Raw genomic sequence first — 22,053 nt, forward strand, 5'->3', positions numbered from 1 at the left:
GCTGCGACCGGTGCGGGTTCAGGAGTGCGCGACGACACGCGCCTCCGGTGGGCGTTCGGCCGAAGCGTCGGGCTGAAGCTGTCGCGCGCCATCGCCCGGTTCGGCCATCTCTGCGGCCTCGTTGACGCGCAGCCAGCGTTGAAGGGCGGAAATGACCATAAGCCGGATGCTGGCCTTTCGAATAAGCGCGCGGGCCAAAGCCGTGCCCTGTCCGGCAAAGCCCATTTCGGCCATCACCTCGGACGGCCCGATGCGACGGGCGATCATGATCTTTTCAATGCGGGCAACCGTCAGCGGCAGCAGGTAGCGGCCGTTTGCGATCATTTCGTCGCTAATATCGGGGCTGTTCTGGAAGGTCTCACTGGGCTGCGCACCATCCAGGTCGCCCCCTTTCCCGTAGACGCCGGCAAGAAACGTCCGGCGCTCGTCGGCAGTTGCTCTTTGCCAGTGCTTCTGGAGTTTTTCGAGCGCGCTGCGCTTGTGTTTCTTCGCCATGCCTATCCATTTCCGGCGCCTTGGCCCCTGCCGGGTCCCGGCGATTCGATCTGCCGTCATCCTCATGGCAGTCATGGGACGAAAGCAAGGGTTGCGGCTGACCTCTGTGCGATAGGGGTATGGTGTCCGGATCAGCCGGTCGTATCGGAGGGCAGCGGATCGAGCATGGCTCTCAACTCGTCCGGCTGGCGGATCCCGAACAGATACCAGTCGATCAGCGATCGCCCGATGGCATGGGCCTCGTCGCCGTCAACGGCGAGCGCCCGCTCAGCACAGACCTCTTCCAGCACGTCGCGGAGGATACGCAGATCCTTCGTCTCCAGCGTGTCATAGGAGGAAAACGGCATCTCGCCTCCGTTGGATTACCATGGCTTACAATAGGTGCTCGGATGGCGGCGGTCAAAGCAAAGCCTGCCTTGCAGACGTCCGGGACGCTGCGGGTGTTGTCGTGCAGCCACGGTCAAACTGTCATGAAATGAACACCAGTATTTGCGGATCCTGTTTCGGGACCGATCTATCGTTGCACTTCAAAGCAAGAGCCTGCGTCTAACCTGATCCAGTATCAAACTGTTAACGGTTTACTGCCTAACGTGGCGCAAGTGTGCCTTGAACGGCATGAAACCTTTGCAGCATGACCATGTCTGCCGCCGATCTGCCGGCCGTCGATATGATATCGGAATCCAGAATGCCCCTAATTGCGATTCTCGATGACCAGGAAACCAACCGACGCATCTTCGAGAGGCTAGCATCCTCGATCGAAGATGCCGTGGTTATCCGCGTCTTTGCGGATCCGGAAAGCGCCATCGCCGCCTTTGAGGCGGGGCTGGTTCCGGATCTCATTGTCACCGATTTCAAGATGCCGGTCATGGACGGCGCCGGTTTCATTCGTGCGGTGCGCGCGCTGCACGGTTTTTCCGAGATCCCGGTGATTGTCATCACTGTTTATGAGGAGCGCAGCTTTCGCATGCGCGCGCTGGAGGCCGGCGCCACCGATTTCCTGCAAAGCCCCATTGATCATCAGGAATTCATCACGCGGGCACGCAACCTGCTGAAGCTGCGCAAGCAGCAACTGCTGCTGGAAAGCCGCGCCCGCTATCTGGCCGTCGAGCTTGCATCAAGCGAACAATCGCGCCAAGCGGTGCTGCGCGATTCCAGCGAAAGGCTGGCGCAGGTCATCGATACGGTGCCGGCCATGGTCAGTGCCTGCGATCCGGAGGGCCGCATCCTCTTCGTCAATGCTTTTGTTGGCGAATTCATGGCGCGCGATCCGGCAAGCCTTGTCGGCAAGAGCAGCGACCTTCTGGTCGATGCGGAAATTGCCGGGCCGAACCGCATGCTGGATCGCAAGGTCATTCTCAGCGGCCAGCCCCTGCAAAGCTTCGAGCGCGAGATGACAAGTGCCATCGGCGACAGGCGGGTTTTCCTGACGACCAAATCGCCGCTTCGCGACAGCAGCGAGACCGTTGTCGGCGTCGTCACCAGCGCACTCGACATCACCGAGCGCAAGCGGGCCGAAGAACATCTGTTGCATGTGGCGCGCCACGATGCCCTGACCAACCTGCCCAACCGCAACTTCCTGCTGGACCGGTTGCGCCGGGAGGTTGCCCGCGCACGGCGTGGCGATCGGTCCTTTGCCCTGCATTTCATCGATATCGACGAGTTCAAGAGCATCAACGAACTCCTCGGGCACGATGCCGGCGACGAATTCCTGAAGGAAGTCTCCCGCCGCCTGCAGCATCTGGCAGGGCCGGACGATATGGTGGCGCGGCTTGGCGGCGATGAGTTTGCCATGCTGCAATCGATCGGCAGCGGCGATCCGGATGCCACCGCCCGTGCCCGTCAGGTGATCGAGGCCCTGGGCCAGCCGTTCACCAGCGAGGGGAAACGGTTTTCCTGTGGCGCAAGCATCGGCATTACCGCGCATCCGGTCGATGGCACCGATGTCAGCAAGCTCGTCAAGAATGCCGAGCTTGCCATGTACCAGGCCAAGGAAAATGGCGGCAACCAGTTCCGTTTCTTCGAAACGAACATGGCCGAGCGCATGCGCAACAACGCCATTCTTGATGGCAAGCTGCGAACCGCAATCGATGAGGGGCAGTTTGTCATCTATTACCAGCCGCTGATTTCGGCCGCCTCCGGCACAGTGATCGGCGCTGAGGCGCTGCTGCGCTGGCAGCACCCGGAACAGGGACTGGTGACGCCGGGCAGTTTTCTGCCGCGGGCGGAAGAAAACGGCCTGATCGTGCCGATCAACGAATGGGTTTTGACCGAGGCTTGCCGGGAGGCCCGCAACTGGCAGCGTCTGGGGCTTTCAGACCTGCGGATCAGCGTCAACCTGTCGCCGGTCCAGTTCCGTCGGGTCAACGTGGCCGACCTCATCATGCGGTCGCTTGCTGCCGCCGACCTGGATCCCAGCTTTCTGGAGATCGAGATCACCGAGAACATCGTCATCGAGAACACTGCGAGCGTCGTATCCGCGTTAAAGCAGATCGGCGCCTCGGGGGTCGGTATTTCCATCGATGATTTCGGCACCGGTTATTCGTCGCTGAACTATATCAAGCAGTTTCCCATCGATCGCATCAAGATCGACCAGTGTTTCGTCCGCAACATGGTGGAGGATCCGAGCGACCATGCCATCGTGCGCACGGTTGCCAATCTCGGTCACAGCCTTGGCCTCACCGTCGTTGCTGAAGGTGTCGAGACGGAGGCGCAGGCAACGCTGCTGAAGGTCGATGGTTGCGATGTCATGCAGGGTTATCTCTTCGGGCGCCCAATGCCGGCTGCGCAGTTTATCGATCTGGTGCGCGGGCAACAGAGCCTTGATCCGCAGGGGCTGGGAATCAGTGCATGAGGCAGGCCCTTCCCCTTGATCCCCGCCGGCTGTTTGGCCAGCCGCTCTCGGTCTCGCTGCGTCATTTGCGGGCAATGCTGCGGTCACGCCCGGATACCGAGCATGAGCTGACGACAAACCGCCTGATTCTCTCCTCCGGTATCATCATCTATCTGGTGCTTGCCCAGATCTTCGGGTCTGATGCCGCCTCTTCAGCCCTCGACGTGGCGGCCGCACCGGTCGTGTTGTTCGAGATTTTTGCCTTCGGCCTTTTTCTGCATATCCTGTTTTACCCGGGCGTCAGCCATTATCGCCGGGTCGCCGGCATCGTTGCGGATGTCGGGGCGTTTTCCTATGGGCTGCATGTCAGCGGCGAAGCGGGCGCTGCCCTGTTTCTCGTCTATTTCTGGGCCGTCCTCGGCAATGGTTTTCGTTTCGGCATCGTTTATCTGGCCATTGCGGCTGTGGCGGCCGTCACCGGTTTTCTGGCCGTGGTGCTGACCACACCCTATTGGCAGAACGAGATCAACCTCTCCATCGGCCTCATCGGCGCGCTCATCGTCATTCCCGCCTATACGGCAAAGCTCGTGCGCAAGTTATCCGAGGCAAAACGCGAGGCGGAAGAGGCAAGCCGCGCCAAAAGCCTGTTTCTGGCCAGCATGAGCCACGAACTGCGCACGCCCCTCAACGCCATCATCGGCCTCAGCGATCTCCTGATGGGCATGGCGCTGAAGAGTGAGCACAAGGATATGGTGCGCACCATCAGCCGCTCGGGCCGCTCGCTCCTGTCGCTGATTGAAGCCCTGCTTGATCTCTCCCGTATCGAGGCGGGCCAGGTGAAGATCCTGCCGGAAAAGGTGGACCTGCCGCGCCTGTTGCAGGACGTGAAGGCCATGGCTGGCGTGGCAGCCCATGCAAAGGGCCTCAGGCTTTCCCTGCATGTCGGCGCCAACACACCGCAATTTGTGCTGGCCGACCGCCGGCATCTGGAGGAAATCCTCCTCAACCTTGCCAGCAACGCCGTCAAGTTCACCGAAAGCGGCCATATCCGGATCGAGGTGGACTATAAGTCCACCGCGGATGGCGCAGGCCTGCATGTGGAGGTCGCCGATACCGGGATCGGGATCGATCCCTCCGCCCATGGGCGCATCTTCGAACGCTTTACACAGGCGGATGGCACGATCATGGACCGCTTCGGCGGCACCGGGCTTGGGCTTGCCATCGTGCGCCAGCTGGTCCGCGCGATGGGCGGCGAAATCGGGGTTGTCAGCGCACCGGGCGAGGGCAGTTCCTTCTTCTTTCACCTGCCGGTCGAGGCCGTGTTCGAAGAACAGGAAGAGATCACGCTTCCGGTCTTTGTGTATCTCGGGTCGAGCCCGCTGTCGGCTGGGGCCTATCAGGATGCGCGGCGGGTTTCGACCGTCGAAGCGGCGGTGGCGGCGGTGCGGACATTGCAGGGCGAAGGGGTGAGGCGACCGCTTGTGCTGGTCGATTCGCAGATCCGCGATCCCTCGCCGGCGCGCGTGGCGCGGCTGCTGCTCGATGCCTTCCCGCTCGACGATGCCCCGCTTCTGGTTCTCGTCAAGCGCCAGCCAGCGGACGTGCGCCTGACGCCCGTCATGCGCCACCTGTTTTTCTCCGTCGTCGCGCCCGACGAGCCAAACAACCTGTCCCTACTCCTGGCCATGACCAGGGAAAGCGCTGACAGGCAGGCCGAGATGCAGGTGCCGGTACGCACCGGGCGGCGTTTCAGGCTGCTGATTGCCGACGACAACAAGACCAACCAGATGGTGCTTGGCAAGATTTTGGAAACCAGCGGTCACCATTACGAAGTGGTGGAAAACGGCGAGGCCGCCGTCGAGCGCATGCTGAAGGGCGATCTCGACCTCGTGCTGATGGATCTCAACATGCCGGTGATGAACGGTATCGAGGCAGTGAAATTCTATCGTTTCGCAGCGCTTGGCACGAAGGAAATCCCGGTCGTTGCCGTCACCGCCGATGCCACGGACGAGGCGCGCGAGCGCTGCCTTGCAGCCGGCATGGCGGAATGCCTGACAAAACCCGTCGAACCAAGGCGCCTCCTCGAAACCATTGCGGCGATCATCGGCGACACCATGCCCGAGGTGGTTGCCGAAGTGGTGGACGCGCCCGTCGCTTCGCCTGTCGCGGCTGACCGTCCGATCATCGATGCGGCCACCTGCGAGGCGCTGGAGCAGTTGGGTGGCACGGAATTCGTCGATCAGTTGCTGGAACAGTTCGTCAGCGATTCCGCCGATGCTCTGAGCGAGCTTGCCCATGCGGTTGCGGAGGAAAACGTCCAGAGCTTTCGCAACTGCGCCCATGCCCTGCGCAGTGCCGCTGCCAATGTCGGGGCGGCGCGCATCTACCAGCTCTGCCTGGAATGGCGCGAGATCAACGATCCAGAGCTTAGCCAGCGCGGCGAAATCCACCTCAACCTGCTCAACAGCGAGTTTCAGCGGTTTCAGCGGGAAGTGCAATCGCGCCTTGCTTCGTAATACGCCCCGTTAACCGAGGCTCGCCTCGATGCGCTTGGTCTGGGCACCGCGCAACCGGTCGATCTTGCGCAGATCCGCATCTTCAAGTGCCATGGCCGCATCCACCCAGAGATCGACCACATCGATCAACTCCTGATGGGTGAGCGGATTTACCCGGCGGCGCACATCGCGCATGGTGCGCTGGATGGCGTGCTTGCGGCTGTTGCGGGCGATGTATTCGCGAACGCCCTCTTCGCCCTTGCCATCCTCCACCACCATGTCGACGAGACCCATCTCGAAGAGATCGTCGGCGGTATAGATCTGCCCGCCCATGATCATCTTCGTGGCGCGCGTCGGGTCGAGGCGTCGTGACAGGAAGCTGTAGGCGCCCATGCCCGGGAAGAGGTTGAACAGGATTTCCGGCAGGCCGAACTTTGCCTTGCGCTCGGCAATGATGATGTCGGAGGCAAGCGCTGCCTCGAAGCCGCCGCCGAGCGCATCGCCCTGCACCAGCGAGATCAGGAAGATCGGCAGATCGAGGCTCTGCGAAGAGGAATAGACGAGGTCGACGCAATCGAGTGCATAACGGCGAAGGCCCTCACGATCCCTCCTGCGGATATGCTCGGCAAAATAGCCGAGATCGCCACCGAGGTTGAAGATGTTCGGCTGCTTGGAGCCGTTGACCAGATAAAGCAGCGGCAACTCGTCGCCCGGGCGCTCGAACAATTGCTGGATGCGGCCACGAAGGCTGCTCAGATCCTTGAGAAGGGCAGGCGTGTAACTTGGCGCCTGCGTCGGGCGCATGAAATACCAGAGGGTTTTCTGGGCAGGATCAAGGCGCACCTCAAGCTGCTCATAGGAGGCCGTGGCAAAGCTCAGCTCGATCGGCAGGGCGTCACCGCCTCGCGGCAAGATCTGCCGTTCCGCACTGACTTTGGAGGGATGCTGAACGACAATGCCGCCGGGCGCCTCGCGTCCGTCGCCTGCCTGTCGCGTCCGCTCCGTTACATCCACCATAGTCTCGACCCCGTTACCAATAGCCGACAGTGTATCAAACTGTGTTGCGGTGCGAAGGGGGCGAACGCGAAGTTTTTAAAATCTGATTAAGAATTACAGTTAATGAACTTTATTTTATTTAGCTAATGCAATAGTTTGTGTGCCTGGTTTGGTGATAATCCACCAGGCACACATCCCTGTGAGGGCTCAGACGATGCCGCCGGAGCCTCCTTTGACTGCAGGACGCTGGGCTGCAACTGCCGCGCGATAGCCGCTTAAACGATAGGCTGCGATGGGATCTATCGCCCCGCCGGCCCGCCGACGCGCTTCTGCGAGAATAGGCTCGACATCGGTGCGATAAGCGCGCTTCAGGGTGTCGCTTGCCATCAGCGCATCGCTTTCCTCCTGAAAACCGTCAAGGCTGGCACGGTCCACCAGCAAGGCCTGCGCATAAGCGCGCCGGATCTCGTTCGCCGAGGAGATCAGGCTTTCGATCGGATCGGTGACATTGTGGCTCTGGTCGATCATGTGGGCGGGGTGGAAACCTTTCACGCCGCGATGATCCGCATCCACAAGCTCATTGAAGACGAGGAACAGGCGGTAAGGATCTACCGAACCGGCATCCAGATCGTCATCGCCATATTTCGAATCGTTGAAGTGGAAGCCGCCGAGCTTTTTAAACTGGATGAGGCGGGCGACGATCATCTCGATATTGGTGTTTGGCGCATGATGACCGAGATCGACGAGGCAGAAGGCCTTGTCACCGAGCGTCTGGGCGATCAGGTAATTGGTGCCCCAATCCTGCACGACGGTCGAATAAAAGGCCGGCTCGTACATCTTGTGTTCGGAAAACAGCCGCCAGTCCTCCGGCAGCGCCTTGTAGATCTCGCGCATGGCATCGAGATAACGCTCGAACTGACGCGTGAAATTCGTCTGGCCCGGAAAATTGGAGCCGTCGCCGATCCAGACAGTGAGCGCCTTGGAGCCGAGCGCATCGCCGAGTTCGATACATTCGATGTTGTGCTCGATCGCCTGCGCCCGCGTTGCCGCATCCTTGTGGCTAAGCGAGCCGTATTTGTAGGAATGCGCCTGATCGGCGGCGTCCGAAAACGTGTTCGAGTTCATCGCATCGAAGCCGAGGCCAAGAGACGCCGCCTTGTCCTTCAGGACTTTTGGGTCCGCCTTGTCCCAGGGGATGTGGAGCGAAACGGTGGGCGTTGCCCGCGTCAATTGCTGGATCACGCCGCAATCGTCGAGCTTGTCAAAGATGTGTCGCGGTTCGCCGGGGCCCGGAAAACGGGCAAAACGCGTGCCGCCGGTGCCGACACCCCAAGAGGGAACGGCCACGAAAAACTCGGACACCTTTTGCGTGATGGCATCGATATCGATGCCACTGCGCGCGAGCTTTTCGCCCAGTGCTGAATAATCAGAAGCGAGCGCGGCTGCGTGTTGGTCATTGTGTTCGGCGATCTGATCGCTCGAAATTGTCGGTTCGGTCATTGTGTTTCCTCCCAAAGGATTGCGTCCCCTCATCCGGTAGCCTCCCTCTCCCGTCTTGACGGGGAGAGGGGCTTAAGGATCAGGGAAGCAACGCCCTTATCGCGTAAAGCTCTGCGCGTTGCCGGCGTCCACGTTGATGATATTGCCCGTCGATTTCGCCGAAAGATCCGACGCGAGGAAATAGATCGCCTCCGCAATGTCTTCCGGAAACACGTTGAGCTTCAGCATCGAGCGCTTGCGGTAATGTTCTTCCAGATCGTCCACCTCGATCTTGGAGGAGGCTGCACGCTGTTCGCGCCATTCGCCGTTCCAGATTTTCGAGCCGCGCAGAACCGCATCGGGATTGACCGTGTTGACGCGGATGCCGGCGTCTGCACCTTCCAGCGCAAGGCAGCGCGCCAGATGGATTTCGGCAGCCTTTGCGGTGCAATAGGCAGACGCATTGGGAGAGGAGGCAAGGCCATTCTTGGAGGCGACGAAGACGACGTTTCCACCGAGCTTCTGGCGGCGGAAAAGACGAAATGCTTCACGTGAAACAAGGAAATAGCCGGTGGCGAGAATGCTGATATTCTTGTCCCACATGGCAAGCGTGGTGTCTTCCACTGGTGCCGAAGAGGCAATGCCGGCATTGGAGACGAGAATGTCGACGCCACCGAATTCGACGGACGCTGCTGCAAAGCTGTCGATGACAGCAGTTTCCTGCGTCACGTCAAGCTTTACCGAACGCACGGAATCGGCGCCGTGGCGTTTGGAGAAATCGGCAAGCGTCGAGGAAAGCGCGTCCGCATCGATATCGGCCAGCACCACGCAGGCGCCTTCCGCCACCAGCCGTTCCGCTGTTGCGCGGCCGATGCCGCCGGCACCGCCGGTCACAAAGGCGACCCGGCCGGCAAGGCTTTTGGGCTTCGGCATACGCTGCAGCTTTGCCTCTTCCAGCAGCCAGTATTCGATATCGAAGGCTTCCTGCTCCGGCAGGCCCTGATATTCCGACACGGTTGAGGCACCGCGCATCACGTTGATGGCGTTGACATAAAATTCGCCGGCAATACGGGCCGTCGCCTTGTCTTTCGCAAACGAGAACATGCCGACGCCGGGAACGAGGAAGATCACCGGGTTCGGGTCGCGGATCTTTGGCGAATTGTCGTGTTTGCAGGCCTCGTAATAGCGGGTGTAGTCAGCACGGTAGTCTTCAAGCGCCTGGTCGAGGCCGGAGAGAACCGCGTCGACATCCGGCTGTGCCGGATCGAAATCAAGAATCAGCGGGCGGATCTTGGTGCGCAGGAAATGGTCGGGGCAGGACGTGCCGAGCGCGCCGAGCGGCTTCAGGTCGGCGGAATTGACGAATTCCAGAACCGCATCCTGATCGTCGAAATGGCCAAGCTTGCGCTCAAGCTTGCCGATGCGGCCGCGGATCTCCGGCATCAGGCGGGCGGCAATCGCGCGGCGTTCTTCGGCCGGCAGGCTATGGGTGACGGCGCCACCGAAGATCAGCTTGCCCTCAGTTTCCTTGGCAAACCACTCGATCGCCTTGTTGATGATCTCGAGCGTCAGCAGGTAGCAATCCTTGGCGTCGTTTGCCCAGGTAAACAGGCCATGGCTTTCGAGCACGACGCCCTTTGCCGTCGGATTGGCCTTCACGAAGGCTTCGAGATCGAGACCCAGCTGGAAACCGGGGCGGCGCCAGGGCAGCCAGCCGATATCGGCGCCAAAAATCTGTTGCGTCAGTTCCCTGGAATTTTTCGAGGCGGCAATGGCGATGATCGCATCGGGATGCATATGGTCGACATGGGTGAACGGCACAAAACCGTGCAGCGGCGTGTCGATGGAGGCCGCGCGCGGATTGAGGTTGAAGGTGCAATGCGGCAGGAAGCCCACCATGCGGTCCTCATCCTCGACACCCTTGTAGATGCCCTTCAGCGCCTCCAGCTTCTCCTGGTACAGCGTTGCAAAACCATCCAGCTTGATCGTGCCCACATCGCCGCCGGAGCCCTTGACCCAGAGGACCTGAACCTTTTCACCGGTCAGCGGATCGGTTTCCATGACCTTTGCAGACGTGTTGCCGCCGCCGTAATTGGTGATGCGCTTGTCGGCGCCCAGAAGGTTGGAGCGGTAAAGAAGCTTGCCCGGCTCATCCAGGTTTGCCGCATGGGCATCGTCCCAGCGGCTTTCGAGAAGGTGTGTTTGGCCCGTCATGGAAATCCTCCCAGATCTGTTGTTCAAGGCCGCTCATTCCAAGCCACCTCGGTTGGCTTCAGGATATCGCGCAGGCACATCACGATTGTCAATCAAAAACGATCATAAGTTTTCATTGTGCGGCGCAACATAGAGATTTGTGATTGATTATGATTGACAGCGATCTTTTGCTAAGACTATATCGACAGCAAGGAGGACCCCATGCACGAACGTGAACGCCATCGCATCATCTTGAGCGCGATCCAGGAAAAGCCTGTGATCACGGTGCAGGATATTGCTGAATTAACGGAGGCTTCCGAGGCGACGATCCGGCGTGACATTGCGGCCCTTCATGTGCAGGGAAAGCTGCGCCGGGTGCGCGGGGGGGCGGAGGCCATGCATCCGCCGCAACTCGGCAATCTGGCGGCGCGACCGTTTCGCGTGTCGGAATCAGTCAATATCGATAAGAAACGCGCAATTGCGCGCGCAGCCGTCGAACTCTGCGAAGAAGGTGATTCGATCATCATCAACGGCGGCACCACGACATTCCAGATGGTGCATTTCATGTCGGCCCGCCGACTGCAGGTGATGACCAACTCGTTCGCCATTGCCGAACATCTGGTGAAGCAATCGAAATGCACGGTGACGGTGCCGGGCGGCGCGATTTATCGCGACCAGAGCCTGATCCTGTCGCCCTTCGAAAACGATGCGATCCGCAATTTTTATGCGCGCCGCATGTTTGTCGGCGCGCAAGGCATTTCGGCGCTTGGCGTGATGGAGCCGGATGCGCTGGTCATCCAGAGCGAGCAGCGGCTGATGCGCCAGGCGGATGAGCTGATCCTGCTGGTCGACTCAGGCAAGTTTGCCCGGCGCTCCAGCATGATCCTCTGCCCGCTGGAAAATGTTTCGACCATCATCACCGACGACGGCATCACCGATGAGGCGGCCGCGATGGTGGAAAATGCAGGCGTGAAGCTGATCACGGTCAAACCCGTGGCAGCCGCCGGCAGACAGGATACTTCTTCGGTCGCGTGAGGAGACGACCGGCCGAAGAAGGGGAGAGAACGGTCTTTAATTGGGAGGAATGAACATGAAATTATCGAGAAGACATCTGGGTACGGCAGCGCTTGCGCTGGCAGCCTCCGTTTCCATGGCAGGCTTTGCCTCTGCCGCCGACATCAAGATCGCGCTGGTGGTGAAGTCGCTCGGCAACGGCTTCTTTGAAGCCGCCAACAAGGGCGCCGAAGAGGCCGCCAAGGAACTCGGCGGTGTCAAGATCATCTATACCGGCCCGACCACGACGACGGCCGAAGGCCAGATCGAAGTCATCAATTCGCTGATCGCGCAGGGCGTCGATGCCATCGCGATTTCCGCCAACGATCCAGATGCCGTGGTGCCGGCCCTGAAGAAGGCGGCCCAGCGCGGTATCAAGGTTATCTCTTGGGATTCGGGCGTGGCACCGGCCGGGCGCATCATGCACCTCAACCCGTCGTCCAACGAGCTGATCGGCAAGATGTGCCTGACGCTCGCCAAGGACCATCTGCCCGGCGGCAAGGGCGATTTCGCCATCCTCTCTGCCACCACCACCTCGACCAACCAGAACATCTGGATCGGCGAGATGAAGAAGCAGCTGAAGGATTTCCCCGGCCTCAACCTCGCAACCACCGTCTATGGCGATGACCTCGCTGACAAGAGCTACCGCGAAGCGCAGGGCCTCCTCACCTCGCAGCCGAACGTCAAGGTGATCGTTGCCCCGACGACGGTTGGCGTGCTCGCTGCCTCGCAGGCGGTAAAGGATGCCGGCAAGATCGGTCAGGTCTACGTGACAGGCCTTGGCCTTCCTTCCGAAATGGCCGGGGCCATCAAGTCGGGTGCGACCAAGGAATTTGCCATCTGGAACCCGATCGACCTCGGTTATTCGGCAACCCAGATCGCCTATCACCTCGTCAAGGGTGATGCGACCGGCAAGCCGGGCACCGAAGTGAAGACGGGCCGCATGGGCTCGGTCAAGATCGGCGACAATGGCGAAGCGGCAATGGCCGATCCCTTTGTCTATGACGCAAAGAACATCGACCAGTTCTCGAAGATCTTCTGATCCTCGAATCTCTCTTGAACGGCGGGCGTATTCCGCCCCCTCATCCGCCTGCCGGCACCTTCTCCCCGCTGGGGAGAAGGGACGTTCCGCAATGCCCGACTTCACCTCTCCCCTTGGGGAGAGGGTGGCCGAGCGTAGCGGAGGCCGGGTGAGGGGGCGCTACGCCCGACGCGATCAACCTTCATTGAAATGGCCAGGCATTATGAACGGCGCACCTCAGATCCAAGACAGCCCCCGTCGCGCGACGCTGCCGACCGATGCCAAGCCCGTTTTGGAAATGCGCGGCATCAGCCAGATCTTTCCCGGCGTCAAAGCGCTCGACCAGGTCTCGATCAGCCTTTATCCGGGGCAGGTGACGGCGCTGATCGGTGAAAACGGTGCGGGGAAATCGACGCTCGTCAAAATCCTCACCGGCATTTATCGCCCGAACGAGGGCGAAATCCTGATCGACGGCAAGCCGATCAGTTTTGCCAGCGCCCAGGCCGCGATCGATGCGGGTGTCACCGCCATCCACCAAGAAACCGTGCTGTTCGATGAACTGACGGTCGGCGAAAACATCTTTCTCGGCCATGCGCCGCGCGGCCGTTTCGGCACCATCGACTGGCGCACCATCCATGCCCGTTCGCGCGACCTGCTCAGCCAGCTGGAAAGCGATATCGATCCGACGATCCGGCTGAAGGATCTCTCGATTGCCCAGCGCCATCTGGTGGCGATTGCCCGAGCGCTGTCGGTCGAAGCGCGCATCGTCATCATGGACGAGCCGACGGCGGCGCTCTCGCGCAAGGAAATCGATGATCTCTTCCGCATCGTGGAAGGCCTGAAGCGCCAGGACAAGGCGATCCTGTTCATCAGCCACAAGTTCGATGAGGTCTACGAAATCGCCGAGAACTTTGCGGTGTTTCGCGATGGCAAGGCGGTCGGGCAGGGGCGCCTGAAGGAAACGCCGCAGGCCGAAATCGTCCGGCTAATGGTCGGCCGCGATGTTCATGACGCCTTTCCGAAGATCGCGGTCGAGATTGGCCAGACGGTGCTTTCCGTTCAAAACTACTGCCACCCGACCGAATTTAACGACATTTCCTTCGAGCTGAAGCGCGGCGAGATCTTGGGTGTTTACGGCCTCATCGGCGCCGGACGTTCAGAGCTTTGCCAGTCGCTGTTCGGCATCACAAAACCGTCCTCCGGCCGCTTGTCCCTCGAGGGGAAAACCATCGAGATCCGCTCGTCAGCAGAGGCGATTGCAGCGGGCATCGTCTACGTGCCGGAAGAGCGTGGCCGCCATGGGCTGGCGCTGCCCATGCCGATTTTCCAGAACATGTCGCTGCCATCGCTTGCCAAAACCTCACGCTCCGGCTTCCTCAATGCCGCCAACGAGTTGAAGTTGGCGCGCCAATATGCCGAGCGGCTAGACCTGCGGGCGGCCGCCCTTTCCGTGCCGGTTGGCACGCTCTCGGGCGGCAACCAGCAGAAGGTCGTCATCGGCAAGTGGCTCGCGACGCAGCCGAAGGTGATCATTCTCGATGAACCGACCAAGGGCATCGACATCGGCTCGAAGGCCGCCGTGCATGGTTTTATCTCCGAACTTGCCTCCCAGGGCCTCTCCATCATCATGGTCTCGTCCGAACTGCCGGAAATCTTGGGCATGTCGGATCGGGTCATGGTGATGCGCGAGGGGCTGCAGGCGGGAATTTTCAAGCGCGCCGAAGCCTCAGCCGAAGTGCTGGTGCGCGCCGCCACCGGCAATGCGTGAGGGATAAGCGATGACACGATTTCTAAAAAACCGCGAGATCCTGCTCACCGGCATTATCGCGCTGATGATTGCAGGCTTTGCCACTCGCGCGCCCGGTTTTGCCGAGCCGGGCAATCTCGTCAACATTTTTAACGACACGTCGATCCTCATCATCCTGGCGCTTGCGCAGATGACGGTGATCCTCACCAAATCCATCGACCTGTCGGTGGCGGCAAACCTTGCCTTCACCGGTATGGCGGTCGCCATGACCAATGCCGCCTTTCCCGATCTGCCGCTGGTCATCCTGATCGTCATGGCGCTTGGCATCGGCGCGTTTTTGGGGGCGATCAACGGCTTTCTCGTCTGGATCCTGCAGATCCCGCCGATTGTCGTCACACTCGGCACGCTCACCATCTATCGCGGCATGGCCTTCGTGCTCTCAGGCGGAAGCTGGGTCAACGCCCACCAGATGACGCCGACCTTCCTCAACGTGCCCCGCACGGTTCTGCTGGGGCTGCCGGTTCTCTCCTGGGTGGCGGTGCTCGTGGTGCTGCTCTTCTGGTTCGTGCTGACCCGCACACCGTTTGGCCGCGCAGCCTTTGCTTCCGGCGGAAACCCGGTGGCCGCCGTTTATGCCGGCATCGATATCGGCGCCACGCGCTTTCTCGCCTTCGTGCTGTCAGGCGCCATGGCGGGGCTTTGCAGCTATCTCTGGGTGTCGCGTTATGCGGTGGCCTATGTCGATATCGCCAACGGCTTTGAGCTGGATAGCGTCGCGGCCTGCGTGATCGGCGGCATCTCGATTGCCGGTGGCATCGGCTCTGTCGCCGGTGCCGTGCTCGGCGCGCTGTTTCTCGGCGTCATCAAGAATGCCCTGCCGGTCATCGGCATATCCCCCTTTGCCCAGATGGCAATCTCCGGCGTGGTGATCGTGCTGGCCGTAGTGTTCAACGCCCGTGCCGAAGCCCGCAAGGGCCGCATCATCCTGCGCAACCGCGAAAAGACCGAGGTGACGGCATGAGCGATCTTGTAAACACTGCCCCCGCTCGCCGTACGATCCCCGACCGGCTCGGAACACCCTTCACCCGCATCCTTGCCAGCTGGGAAGTGCTGCTGTTTGGCGTGGCGGTACTGATCTTCATCGCCAATTCGCTGGCCTCGCCCTATTTCCTCGATGCCTGGAACCTGTCGGACGCGACGTTCAACTTTACCGAAAAGGCGCTCGTTGCCTTTGCCATGGCGCTTCTGATCATCGCCGGCGAGATCGATCTGTCGGTTGCCGCCATCATTGCGCTTGCCTCCACCGCCATGGGGGCGGCAGCGCAGGCCGGCATCGGAACGCCGGGGCTTGTTGCCATCGGCATCGGCACCGGACTTCTCTGCGGTGCCTTCAATGGTTTTCTGGTCTCGGCGCTGAAGCTGCCCTCCATCGTCGTCACCATCGGCACGATGAGCCTGTTTCGTGGCATTTCCTACATCACGCTGGGTGACAAGGCCTATGGCGGTTATCCGGAAAGCTTTGCCTATTTCGGCCAGGGTTACCTTTTCTGGGTCTTCTCCTTCGAATTTGGCCTGTTTCTGCTGTGCGCTGCGCTGTTTGCCATTCTCCTGCACAAGACGAATTTTGGCCGGCAGGTCATGGTGATCGGCAACAATGAGTTTGCAGCGCGTTTTTCCGGCGTGCCCGTCGAGCGGGTCAAATTCATCCTCTTCCTGCTGACGGGTCTGATGAGCGGCATCGCGGCAGTCTGCCTCACCTCGCGGCTCGGATCCACGCGTCCCTCCATCGCGCAAGGCTGGGAGCTGGAAGTGGTCACCATGGTCGTGCTCGGCGGTGTCTCCATTCTTGGGGGTTCCGGCACGATCCTCGGCGTTGTCATTGCCGCCTTCGTCATGGGCCTTGTCACCTTCGGCCTCGGGTTATTGAACGTGCCCGGCATCGTCATGTCGATCTTCGTTGGCCTTCTCCTCATCGTCACCATCGCGCTGCCCATCCTGGCGCGCCGTATCAAACAGGCAAGACGCGCATGAGCCTTGAGAAACACGCCTTCAAGATGAAGCTTTTGCCAGGCATGGAGGCCGAATACCGCAAGCGCCACGACGAAATCTGGCCGGACCTGGTGGACCTCCTGCACGAGGCCGGTGTCAGCGACTATTCGATCCATCTCGACCGCGAGACCGGCACCCTCTTCGGTGTCCTTACCCGTCCTGCCGATCACACGATGGCAAGCCTGCCGGAGCATCCCGTGATGAAGCGCTGGTGGGCGCATATGGCCGATATCATGGAAACCAATCCGGACAATTCGCCTGTCGCCATCGATCTCGTCACGGTGTTTCACCTGCCATGACGGGGTTTTCGCGCATCGCCGTTCTCGATGTCGGCAAGACCAATGCCAAGGTTGCCATTCTCGATTGTGCAAGCGGTGAGGAACTGGATGTGCGGCGCGTGCCGAACCGGGTTCTCGCCACGCCGCCCTATCCGCACTATGATATCGATGCCCTCTGGGCGTTTTTCCGTGAAGCCCTGAAGGCGCTTGCGGGCACCACGGGTTTCGATGCGATTTCGATCACCACCCATGGCGCCTCGGCAGCCCTTGTCGATGCGTCGGGAGACCTCGCACTTCCGGTGCTCGATTACGAACATCGTTATCCGCAGGCCATCGAAGAGGCCTATGCGGTGCTGCGCCCGCCTTTTTCGGAAACCTTTTCGCCGGCCCTTCCCGGCGGCTTGAACCTCGGCGCGCAACTGCATTTCCAGAAGACGGCCTTTGCGGATGAATTTGCCCGCGTGGCCACGATCATGACCTACCCGCAATACTGGGCTTTCCGGCTGACGGGCGTTGCGGCAAACGAGGTGACCTCGCTCGGTTGCCACACCGATCTCTGGCGCCCGCGCGAAGGGCAGTTTTCCAACCTTGTCGATGACCTCGGCATCCGCTCCTTGATGGCGCCGGTGCGGTCCGCCTTTGATCGGCTGGGGGATCTCCTGCCGGATCTTGCTGGAGAAATCGGGCTTTCGGCACCGGTGCCGGTGTTTTGCGGCCTGCACGATTCCAACGCCTCGCTGCTCTCGCATCTGGTGGGCCGTGAACCGCCGTTTTCGGTGGTTTCCACCGGCACCTGGGTGGTCAGCTTTGCCGTCGGCGGCGATCTCGATCACCTCGACCCGGCCCGTGATACGCTGGCCAATGTCGATGCCTATGGCCGCGCGGTTCCCTCGGCGCGGTTTATGGGTGGGCGCGAGTTTGAAATGCTCGCGGCAGCGCTTGGCCCGTTTCCTTCAGATGGCGTTTCCTCGGCGCTGCCGGGTGTCCTGTCGAGAGGCTTGATGCTTCTGCCCAACGTGGCGGAAGGCTCCGGTCCGTTTCCCGGAAAGCGTCTTCGGTGGATCGAGGCAGTAACTGTGCCCAGCCCCGATCGCCACGAGCGCTGGGCGGCGGCCTCGCTTTATCTGGCGCTGATGACCGAGGCCTGCCTTGAGCTTATAGGCGCTGGCGGGCCGGTTCTGGTCGAAGGGCCGTTTGCTGCAAACGAAACCTATCTTTCGGCGCTGGCCGGTCTTCTTCGCCGTCCGGTTCTGGCGCTGAAGGGCTCGACCGGCACCACGCATGGAGCAGCCCTCCTCTGCGGCGCGCATCTGCCCGCTGAAAGTGGCCGCGCGGTTTTGCCGTTTGAGGCAGACGGGCTCGGCGAATACCGCGCCCTCTGGCGCTCGCATCTCACCTGAACCATACCGTCAGGAACTATCCTTTGCGTTGCCGGTTAGTTTTCCAGCAACCCAAGGAGGCTCAGACATGGCAGATGCCAATGAGACACGTACGATTTTCGTAACCGGGCTGAAGAACGCCCACGCCATGGAAAACCAGGCGCTTTCCATCATGAAGCCGCAGGTATCGCGGATCGAGAATTACCCAGAAGTGGCCGATCGGCTGGAAGCCCATATCCGTGAAACAGAGGGCCAGATCCAGCGGCTGGAGGAAATTCTTTCGGGGCTATCGGAAAGCAATTCCACGCTGAAGGACATGGCATTGTCCATGGGCGGTGCGATGGCCGCCATCAGCCACAGCATGGCCGGCGATGAGATCGTGAAGAACTCGTTTGCCAATTTCGCTTTCGAAAATTACGAGATCGCCGCCTATAAATCGCTGCTGACAGTTGCGGAACTGGGCAATTTTCCAGCCGCCACGGCAGGCCTTAAAGCCAATCTCGATGAAGAAGTCGCCATGGCAAACTGGATCGACCACAACCTGCGCAGCCTGACGATGAAGTTTGCCTCTCTTAAGGAAGCCGGCGCCTCCGCAAAAGTCTGATCGACATTATTCCAGCTGTCACCAAAGCCCGCGAAAAAATTGTCGCGGGCTTTTCGTGTTTGCAGCACCGGGCCTCATCTGTTTTTCGACCTGCTGTCATCGGTGCGATCTGAAGCGCCGATGTCTCCGCCCACTGATCTTTCAGTGGGCGGCAACGCGTGACGAGCGGTTATTCGGCCGCTTCGCTTTGCATCATGCCGGCCTTGGGAAGCTTACCCATCAGAACCTCTTCGGCTGTCGCCTTGTGGTTCTTTACCGAACTCGTCCACTGGCCCCAGACACTCGGATCGATCTTGTCGCCATTGCGACCGAGATTTTGCAGGCGCCTTGTCTCCTCGTCCGTCAGCACCTGCTTCGGAAGCGGGCCGAGATGGGTGATATCACCGACCGTAATTCCAAGCTTTTCGGCGACACGCCGACCATATTCGTCATGCACCATGAAGAAATGCCAGACCATGCGCTCCTGCACATCCCGCTGACATTGCGACAGGAGATCGCCCATGTTGAAGATCAGGTCGTCGCGCTCCCAATCCATCATGGTGCAGAAGCGGCCGCGGGCCTGCACATAATCGTTGCGCCGCTCCAGCACTTCGCGGGTCAGGCGGCCGTGAACTTCGGGCGGATGGTTCGGCTCCTCGCGCGGGCTCTCCTGAAGCCCATCATGGATCGACGGCTCATAGTTGACATGAGGGTTCTGACCGGGCGCCAGATCGCGCTGGAAACTCATCTGCCCGCCAGAGAGATTGGTGGAAACCTTGGCGTTCTTCGGCAAGTTCACCGGCAGTTGCAGATAATTGCTGCCGACGCGGTAACGTTGCGTATCGGAGTAGGAGAAGGTGCGCCCGACAAGCATCTTGTCGTCGGAAAAATCCAGCCCATCCACGAGAACACCGGTGCCCATGGCGATCTGTTCGTTCTCGTTGAAGAAATCCTCGACATTGCGGTTGAGCGTCATCGTGCCGACATGGCGCAGCGGAAACTGGTGCTCCGGCCAGATTTTTGTATCGTCGAGCGGGTCCCAGTCGAGTTCGGGATGGTCGTGATCTTCCATGATCTGCACGAACATGTCCCATTGCGGATAATCGCCGCGCTCGATCGAGGTGAAGAGATCCTTCGAGGCCGAGCCAAAATCCTGGCCCTGCACCTTGGCGGCTTCTTCAGCCGTGAGGCAGGCAAGGCCGGCGCGTGGATGAAAATGGTATTTCACCAGCACCGTCTCGCCCTTGTCATTCACCATCTTGTAGGTGTTGACGCCAAAACCTTCCATGTGGCGATAACTTGCCGGAATACCGCGCGGGGAAAATAGATGCGTCAGCATATGCATGCTTTCCGGCGTCTGGCTCATGAAGTCGAAAATGCGGTTCGGTTCCTGCCGGAAGGTCACCGGATCCGGCTTCAGCGAATGGATGACGTCTGGAAACTTGATCGCATCGCGGATGAAGAAGACCGCAAGATTGTTGCCGACCAGATCCCAGTTGCCATCCTCGGTGTAGAATTTGACGGCAAAACCGCGGGGATCGCGCGCCGTTTCAGAGGAATCGCGGCCGCCGATGACGGTGGAGAAACGAATGGCGAGCGGCGTCTTTTTGCCCTGCGTCTGGAAAAGCTTGGCGCGCGTATATTTCGATGCGGGCTCGTCACCGATCTTGCCGGTCACTTCCAGTTCGCCGTAACAGACGAAACCGCGCGCATGCACGACCCGCTCCGGAATGCGCTCACGGTCGAAATGGCTGATCTTTTCAAGGAACTGGTAGTTCTCAAGCGTTGCAGGCCCCCGCGCGCCCACCGTGCGCTGCGACTGGTTGTTGGTGATCGGATGGCCTTGCCGGTTGGTCAGAACCTTGTCATCCGTGCCTGATGGCATCGTGCCGGATTTCCTGTCGTCCATGGTCATCCCTCCTGTTTTTGTGAGACATAGGTACGCTGCCGCCATTTTGGAAAGCGGCAGCATTCGGTCCCGAACTGCGGGATGGGAGACTTGTTCCCGCATGTTTGCGATCCGGTCCGGCAAAGGGGAACCGGGCGTCATGGTTGACGTTTAAGCCAAACATCGGAGGGAGAGGATCATGCAGGAAAATAAGATGGCGGAGCATCTCGGCAGCCAGCCGGAGCTGAAGCGCGTGATGGGGCCGGGACTTCTCCTCCTCTTCATCGTCGGCGATATCTTGGGGACAGGCATCTACGCACTCACGGGCCAGGTGGCGGCGGAAGTGGGTGGTGTCGTCTGGCTGCCCTTCCTCGTCGCCTTCATCGTCGCGCTGCTGACAGCTTTCAGTTATCTGGAACTGGTGACGAAATATCCGCGCGCTGCCGGTGCCGCACTTTATACGCACAAGGCCTTCGGCATCCATTTCGTGACATTTCTCGTGGCCTTTGCCGTCATGTCTTCCGGTGTCACCTCGGCGGCCACAGCCTCGCGGGCCTTTGCGGCCAATTTCGCCGCCTCCACCGGCTTTGATGCCGGCGCCTTCGGCGTTACCGGCGTGGCGCTCGCCTTCATGGCGCTGGTTGGTATCGTCAACTTTCGCGGCGTCGGGGAAAGCGTCAAGGTCAATGTGGTGCTGACCGTCATCGAGCTATCCGGCCTGCTGCTCATCATCGGCATCGGTTTCTGGGCGATTGCCGGCGGAGAGGGCGATGTCTCACGCGCCTGGACATTCCAGCCGGCGGGTGATCGCGGCGCCATCTGGTCCGTGGTCGCGGCAACCACGCTCGCTTTCTTCGCCATGGTCGGCTTCGAGGATAGCGTCAACATGGCGGAAGAATGCAAGGAGCCGAGTCGCATCTTTCCAAAAGTGCTGCTGGGCGGTCTGGTGCTGACCGGTATCATCTATGTGCTGGTTTCCATCTCCGCGATCACGCTGGTTCCGGCCGCTGAACTGGGTGAGGGCGAAACGCCGCTGCTGAAGGTGGTGCAGGCGGGGGCGCCGGGCTTTCCGGTTGGCATTTTTGGCCTCATCACCATGTTTGCAGTGGCCAATTCGGCGCTCATCAACATGATGATGGCAAGCCGGCTCATCTACGGCATGTCGCGGGAAAACGTGCTGCCACCGGTGTTGGGCAAGGTGCATAAGACGCGCCATACGCCTTTCGTCGCCATCCTCTTCACCACACTCATTGCAGGTGCCCTGATCACCTTTGCCGGCGGCGTCCCCGCCCTTGGCGGAACTACGGCTCTACTGCTGCTCTGTGTCTTCACCATCGTCAATGTCGCAGTCCTGGTGCTGCGCAAGGACAAGGTGGAGCACAAGCATTTTCGCACGCCGACAATCGTGCCGGTACTGGGTGCCGCCAGTTGCGCCTTTCTCGCCGGTCCGTGGACGGGGCGAGATCCGGTGCAATACACGATTGCGGGCGTGCTGATTGCGCTGGGCGTTGTGCTGTGGTTCGTCACCGTCACCGTGATGAAGCGGCAGGCGCAGCCGGCGGTTTGA

General features: G+C 60.4%; 17 protein-coding genes. 11 read left to right on the plus strand and 6 right to left on the minus strand.

Annotated features, from left to right (window positions below; all coding sequences use genetic code 11):
* Positions 1–18 precede the first annotated feature (18 nt).
* Positions 19–495 carry a hypothetical protein gene (locus tag AC4CWH_RS16685; RefSeq protein WP_491319593.1) on the minus strand — a complete coding sequence of 159 codons (477 nt, stop codon included), beginning with the start codon at positions 493–495 and terminating at the stop codon, positions 19–21.
* Positions 496–626: 131 nt separating this feature from the next.
* Entirely contained in the window at positions 627–842 is a 216-nt protein-coding gene (locus AC4CWH_RS16690) for a hypothetical protein (RefSeq protein WP_491283183.1), read from the minus strand.
* A gap of 338 nt (positions 843–1,180) precedes the next feature.
* On the opposite strand from AC4CWH_RS16690, the gene AC4CWH_RS16695 reads away from it, so the two are divergent.
* Together AC4CWH_RS16695 and AC4CWH_RS16700 are read left to right on the plus strand one after the other, a co-directional pair.
* Positions 1,181–3,346 carry a putative bifunctional diguanylate cyclase/phosphodiesterase gene (locus AC4CWH_RS16695; protein WP_491319594.1) on the plus strand — a complete coding sequence of 722 codons (2,166 nt, stop codon included), beginning with the start codon at positions 1,181–1,183 and terminating at the stop codon, positions 3,344–3,346.
* A complete protein-coding gene (locus tag AC4CWH_RS16700; protein WP_491319595.1) occupies positions 3,343–5,841 on the plus strand; it encodes an ATP-binding protein in 2,499 nt (832 codons plus the stop codon). Before AC4CWH_RS16695 ends, AC4CWH_RS16700 begins: the two co-directional genes overlap by 4 nt.
* 9 nt (positions 5,842–5,850) lie before the next feature.
* Here AC4CWH_RS16700 and AC4CWH_RS16705 read toward each other — a convergent pair whose 3' ends face one another.
* The 3 genes from AC4CWH_RS16705 to AC4CWH_RS16715 form a co-directional block, all read right to left on the minus strand.
* Positions 5,851–6,837: a crotonase/enoyl-CoA hydratase family protein gene (locus AC4CWH_RS16705; protein WP_491319596.1), complete on the minus strand. Its 987-nt coding sequence runs from the start codon at positions 6,835–6,837 to the stop codon at positions 5,851–5,853.
* Between the two features lie 186 nt (positions 6,838–7,023).
* Positions 7,024–8,316, minus strand: coding sequence for an L-rhamnose catabolism isomerase (gene rhaI / locus AC4CWH_RS16710; protein WP_491319597.1), 1,293 nt, complete (start codon positions 8,314–8,316; stop codon positions 7,024–7,026).
* A 96-nt stretch (positions 8,317–8,412) separates the two neighbouring features.
* The gene (locus tag AC4CWH_RS16715) at positions 8,413–10,509 is read right to left on the minus strand and encodes a bifunctional rhamnulose-1-phosphate aldolase/short-chain dehydrogenase (RefSeq protein WP_491319598.1); all 2,097 of its coding nucleotides are present in this window, start codon (positions 10,507–10,509) and stop codon (positions 8,413–8,415) included.
* Between the two features lie 201 nt (positions 10,510–10,710).
* On the opposite strand from AC4CWH_RS16715, the gene AC4CWH_RS16720 reads away from it, so the two are divergent.
* The 8 genes from AC4CWH_RS16720 (at position 10,711) to AC4CWH_RS16755 (ending at position 18,619) form a co-directional block, all read left to right on the plus strand.
* Positions 10,711–11,523, plus strand: a complete 813-nt coding sequence (locus AC4CWH_RS16720; RefSeq protein ID WP_491319599.1) for a DeoR/GlpR family DNA-binding transcription regulator — start codon at positions 10,711–10,713, stop codon at positions 11,521–11,523.
* 55 nt (positions 11,524–11,578) lie between these two features.
* Positions 11,579–12,583, plus strand: a complete 1,005-nt coding sequence (rhaS, locus tag AC4CWH_RS16725; RefSeq protein WP_491319600.1) for a rhamnose ABC transporter substrate-binding protein — start codon at positions 11,579–11,581, stop codon at positions 12,581–12,583.
* A 277-nt stretch (positions 12,584–12,860) separates the two neighbouring features.
* On the plus strand, positions 12,861–14,330 hold the full coding sequence (locus AC4CWH_RS16730) for a sugar ABC transporter ATP-binding protein (protein ID WP_491321452.1): 1,470 nt from the start codon (positions 12,861–12,863) through the stop codon (positions 14,328–14,330).
* 10 nt (positions 14,331–14,340) lie between these two features.
* Positions 14,341–15,330 carry an ABC transporter permease gene (locus AC4CWH_RS16735; RefSeq protein WP_491283191.1) on the plus strand — a complete coding sequence of 330 codons (990 nt, stop codon included), beginning with the start codon at positions 14,341–14,343 and terminating at the stop codon, positions 15,328–15,330.
* On the plus strand, positions 15,327–16,340 hold the full coding sequence (locus AC4CWH_RS16740; RefSeq protein ID WP_491319601.1) for an ABC transporter permease: 1,014 nt from the start codon (positions 15,327–15,329) through the stop codon (positions 16,338–16,340). The genes AC4CWH_RS16735 and AC4CWH_RS16740 overlap by 4 nt, the downstream gene beginning before the upstream one ends.
* Positions 16,337–16,657: an L-rhamnose mutarotase gene (rhaM, locus tag AC4CWH_RS16745; RefSeq protein ID WP_491319602.1), complete on the plus strand. Its 321-nt coding sequence runs from the start codon at positions 16,337–16,339 to the stop codon at positions 16,655–16,657. The genes AC4CWH_RS16740 and rhaM overlap by 4 nt, the downstream gene beginning before the upstream one ends.
* Positions 16,654–18,036, plus strand: a complete 1,383-nt coding sequence (locus AC4CWH_RS16750; RefSeq protein WP_491319603.1) for an FGGY-family carbohydrate kinase — start codon at positions 16,654–16,656, stop codon at positions 18,034–18,036. The genes rhaM and AC4CWH_RS16750 overlap by 4 nt, the downstream gene beginning before the upstream one ends.
* Positions 18,037–18,103: 67 nt before the next feature.
* Positions 18,104–18,619: a ferritin-like domain-containing protein gene (locus tag AC4CWH_RS16755; protein WP_491319604.1), complete on the plus strand. Its 516-nt coding sequence runs from the start codon at positions 18,104–18,106 to the stop codon at positions 18,617–18,619.
* A gap of 169 nt (positions 18,620–18,788) precedes the next feature.
* Here the strand turns inward: AC4CWH_RS16755 and AC4CWH_RS16760 are convergent, their stop codons facing one another.
* On the minus strand, positions 18,789–20,507 hold the full coding sequence (locus AC4CWH_RS16760) for a catalase (RefSeq protein ID WP_491319605.1): 1,719 nt from the start codon (positions 20,505–20,507) through the stop codon (positions 18,789–18,791).
* 178 nt (positions 20,508–20,685) lie between these two features.
* On the opposite strand from AC4CWH_RS16760, the gene AC4CWH_RS16765 reads away from it, so the two are divergent.
* Positions 20,686–22,053 carry an APC family permease gene (locus AC4CWH_RS16765; protein ID WP_491319606.1) on the plus strand — a complete coding sequence of 456 codons (1,368 nt, stop codon included), beginning with the start codon at positions 20,686–20,688 and terminating at the stop codon, positions 22,051–22,053.

The organism is Neorhizobium sp. PAMB6716 (assembly GCF_058242805.1).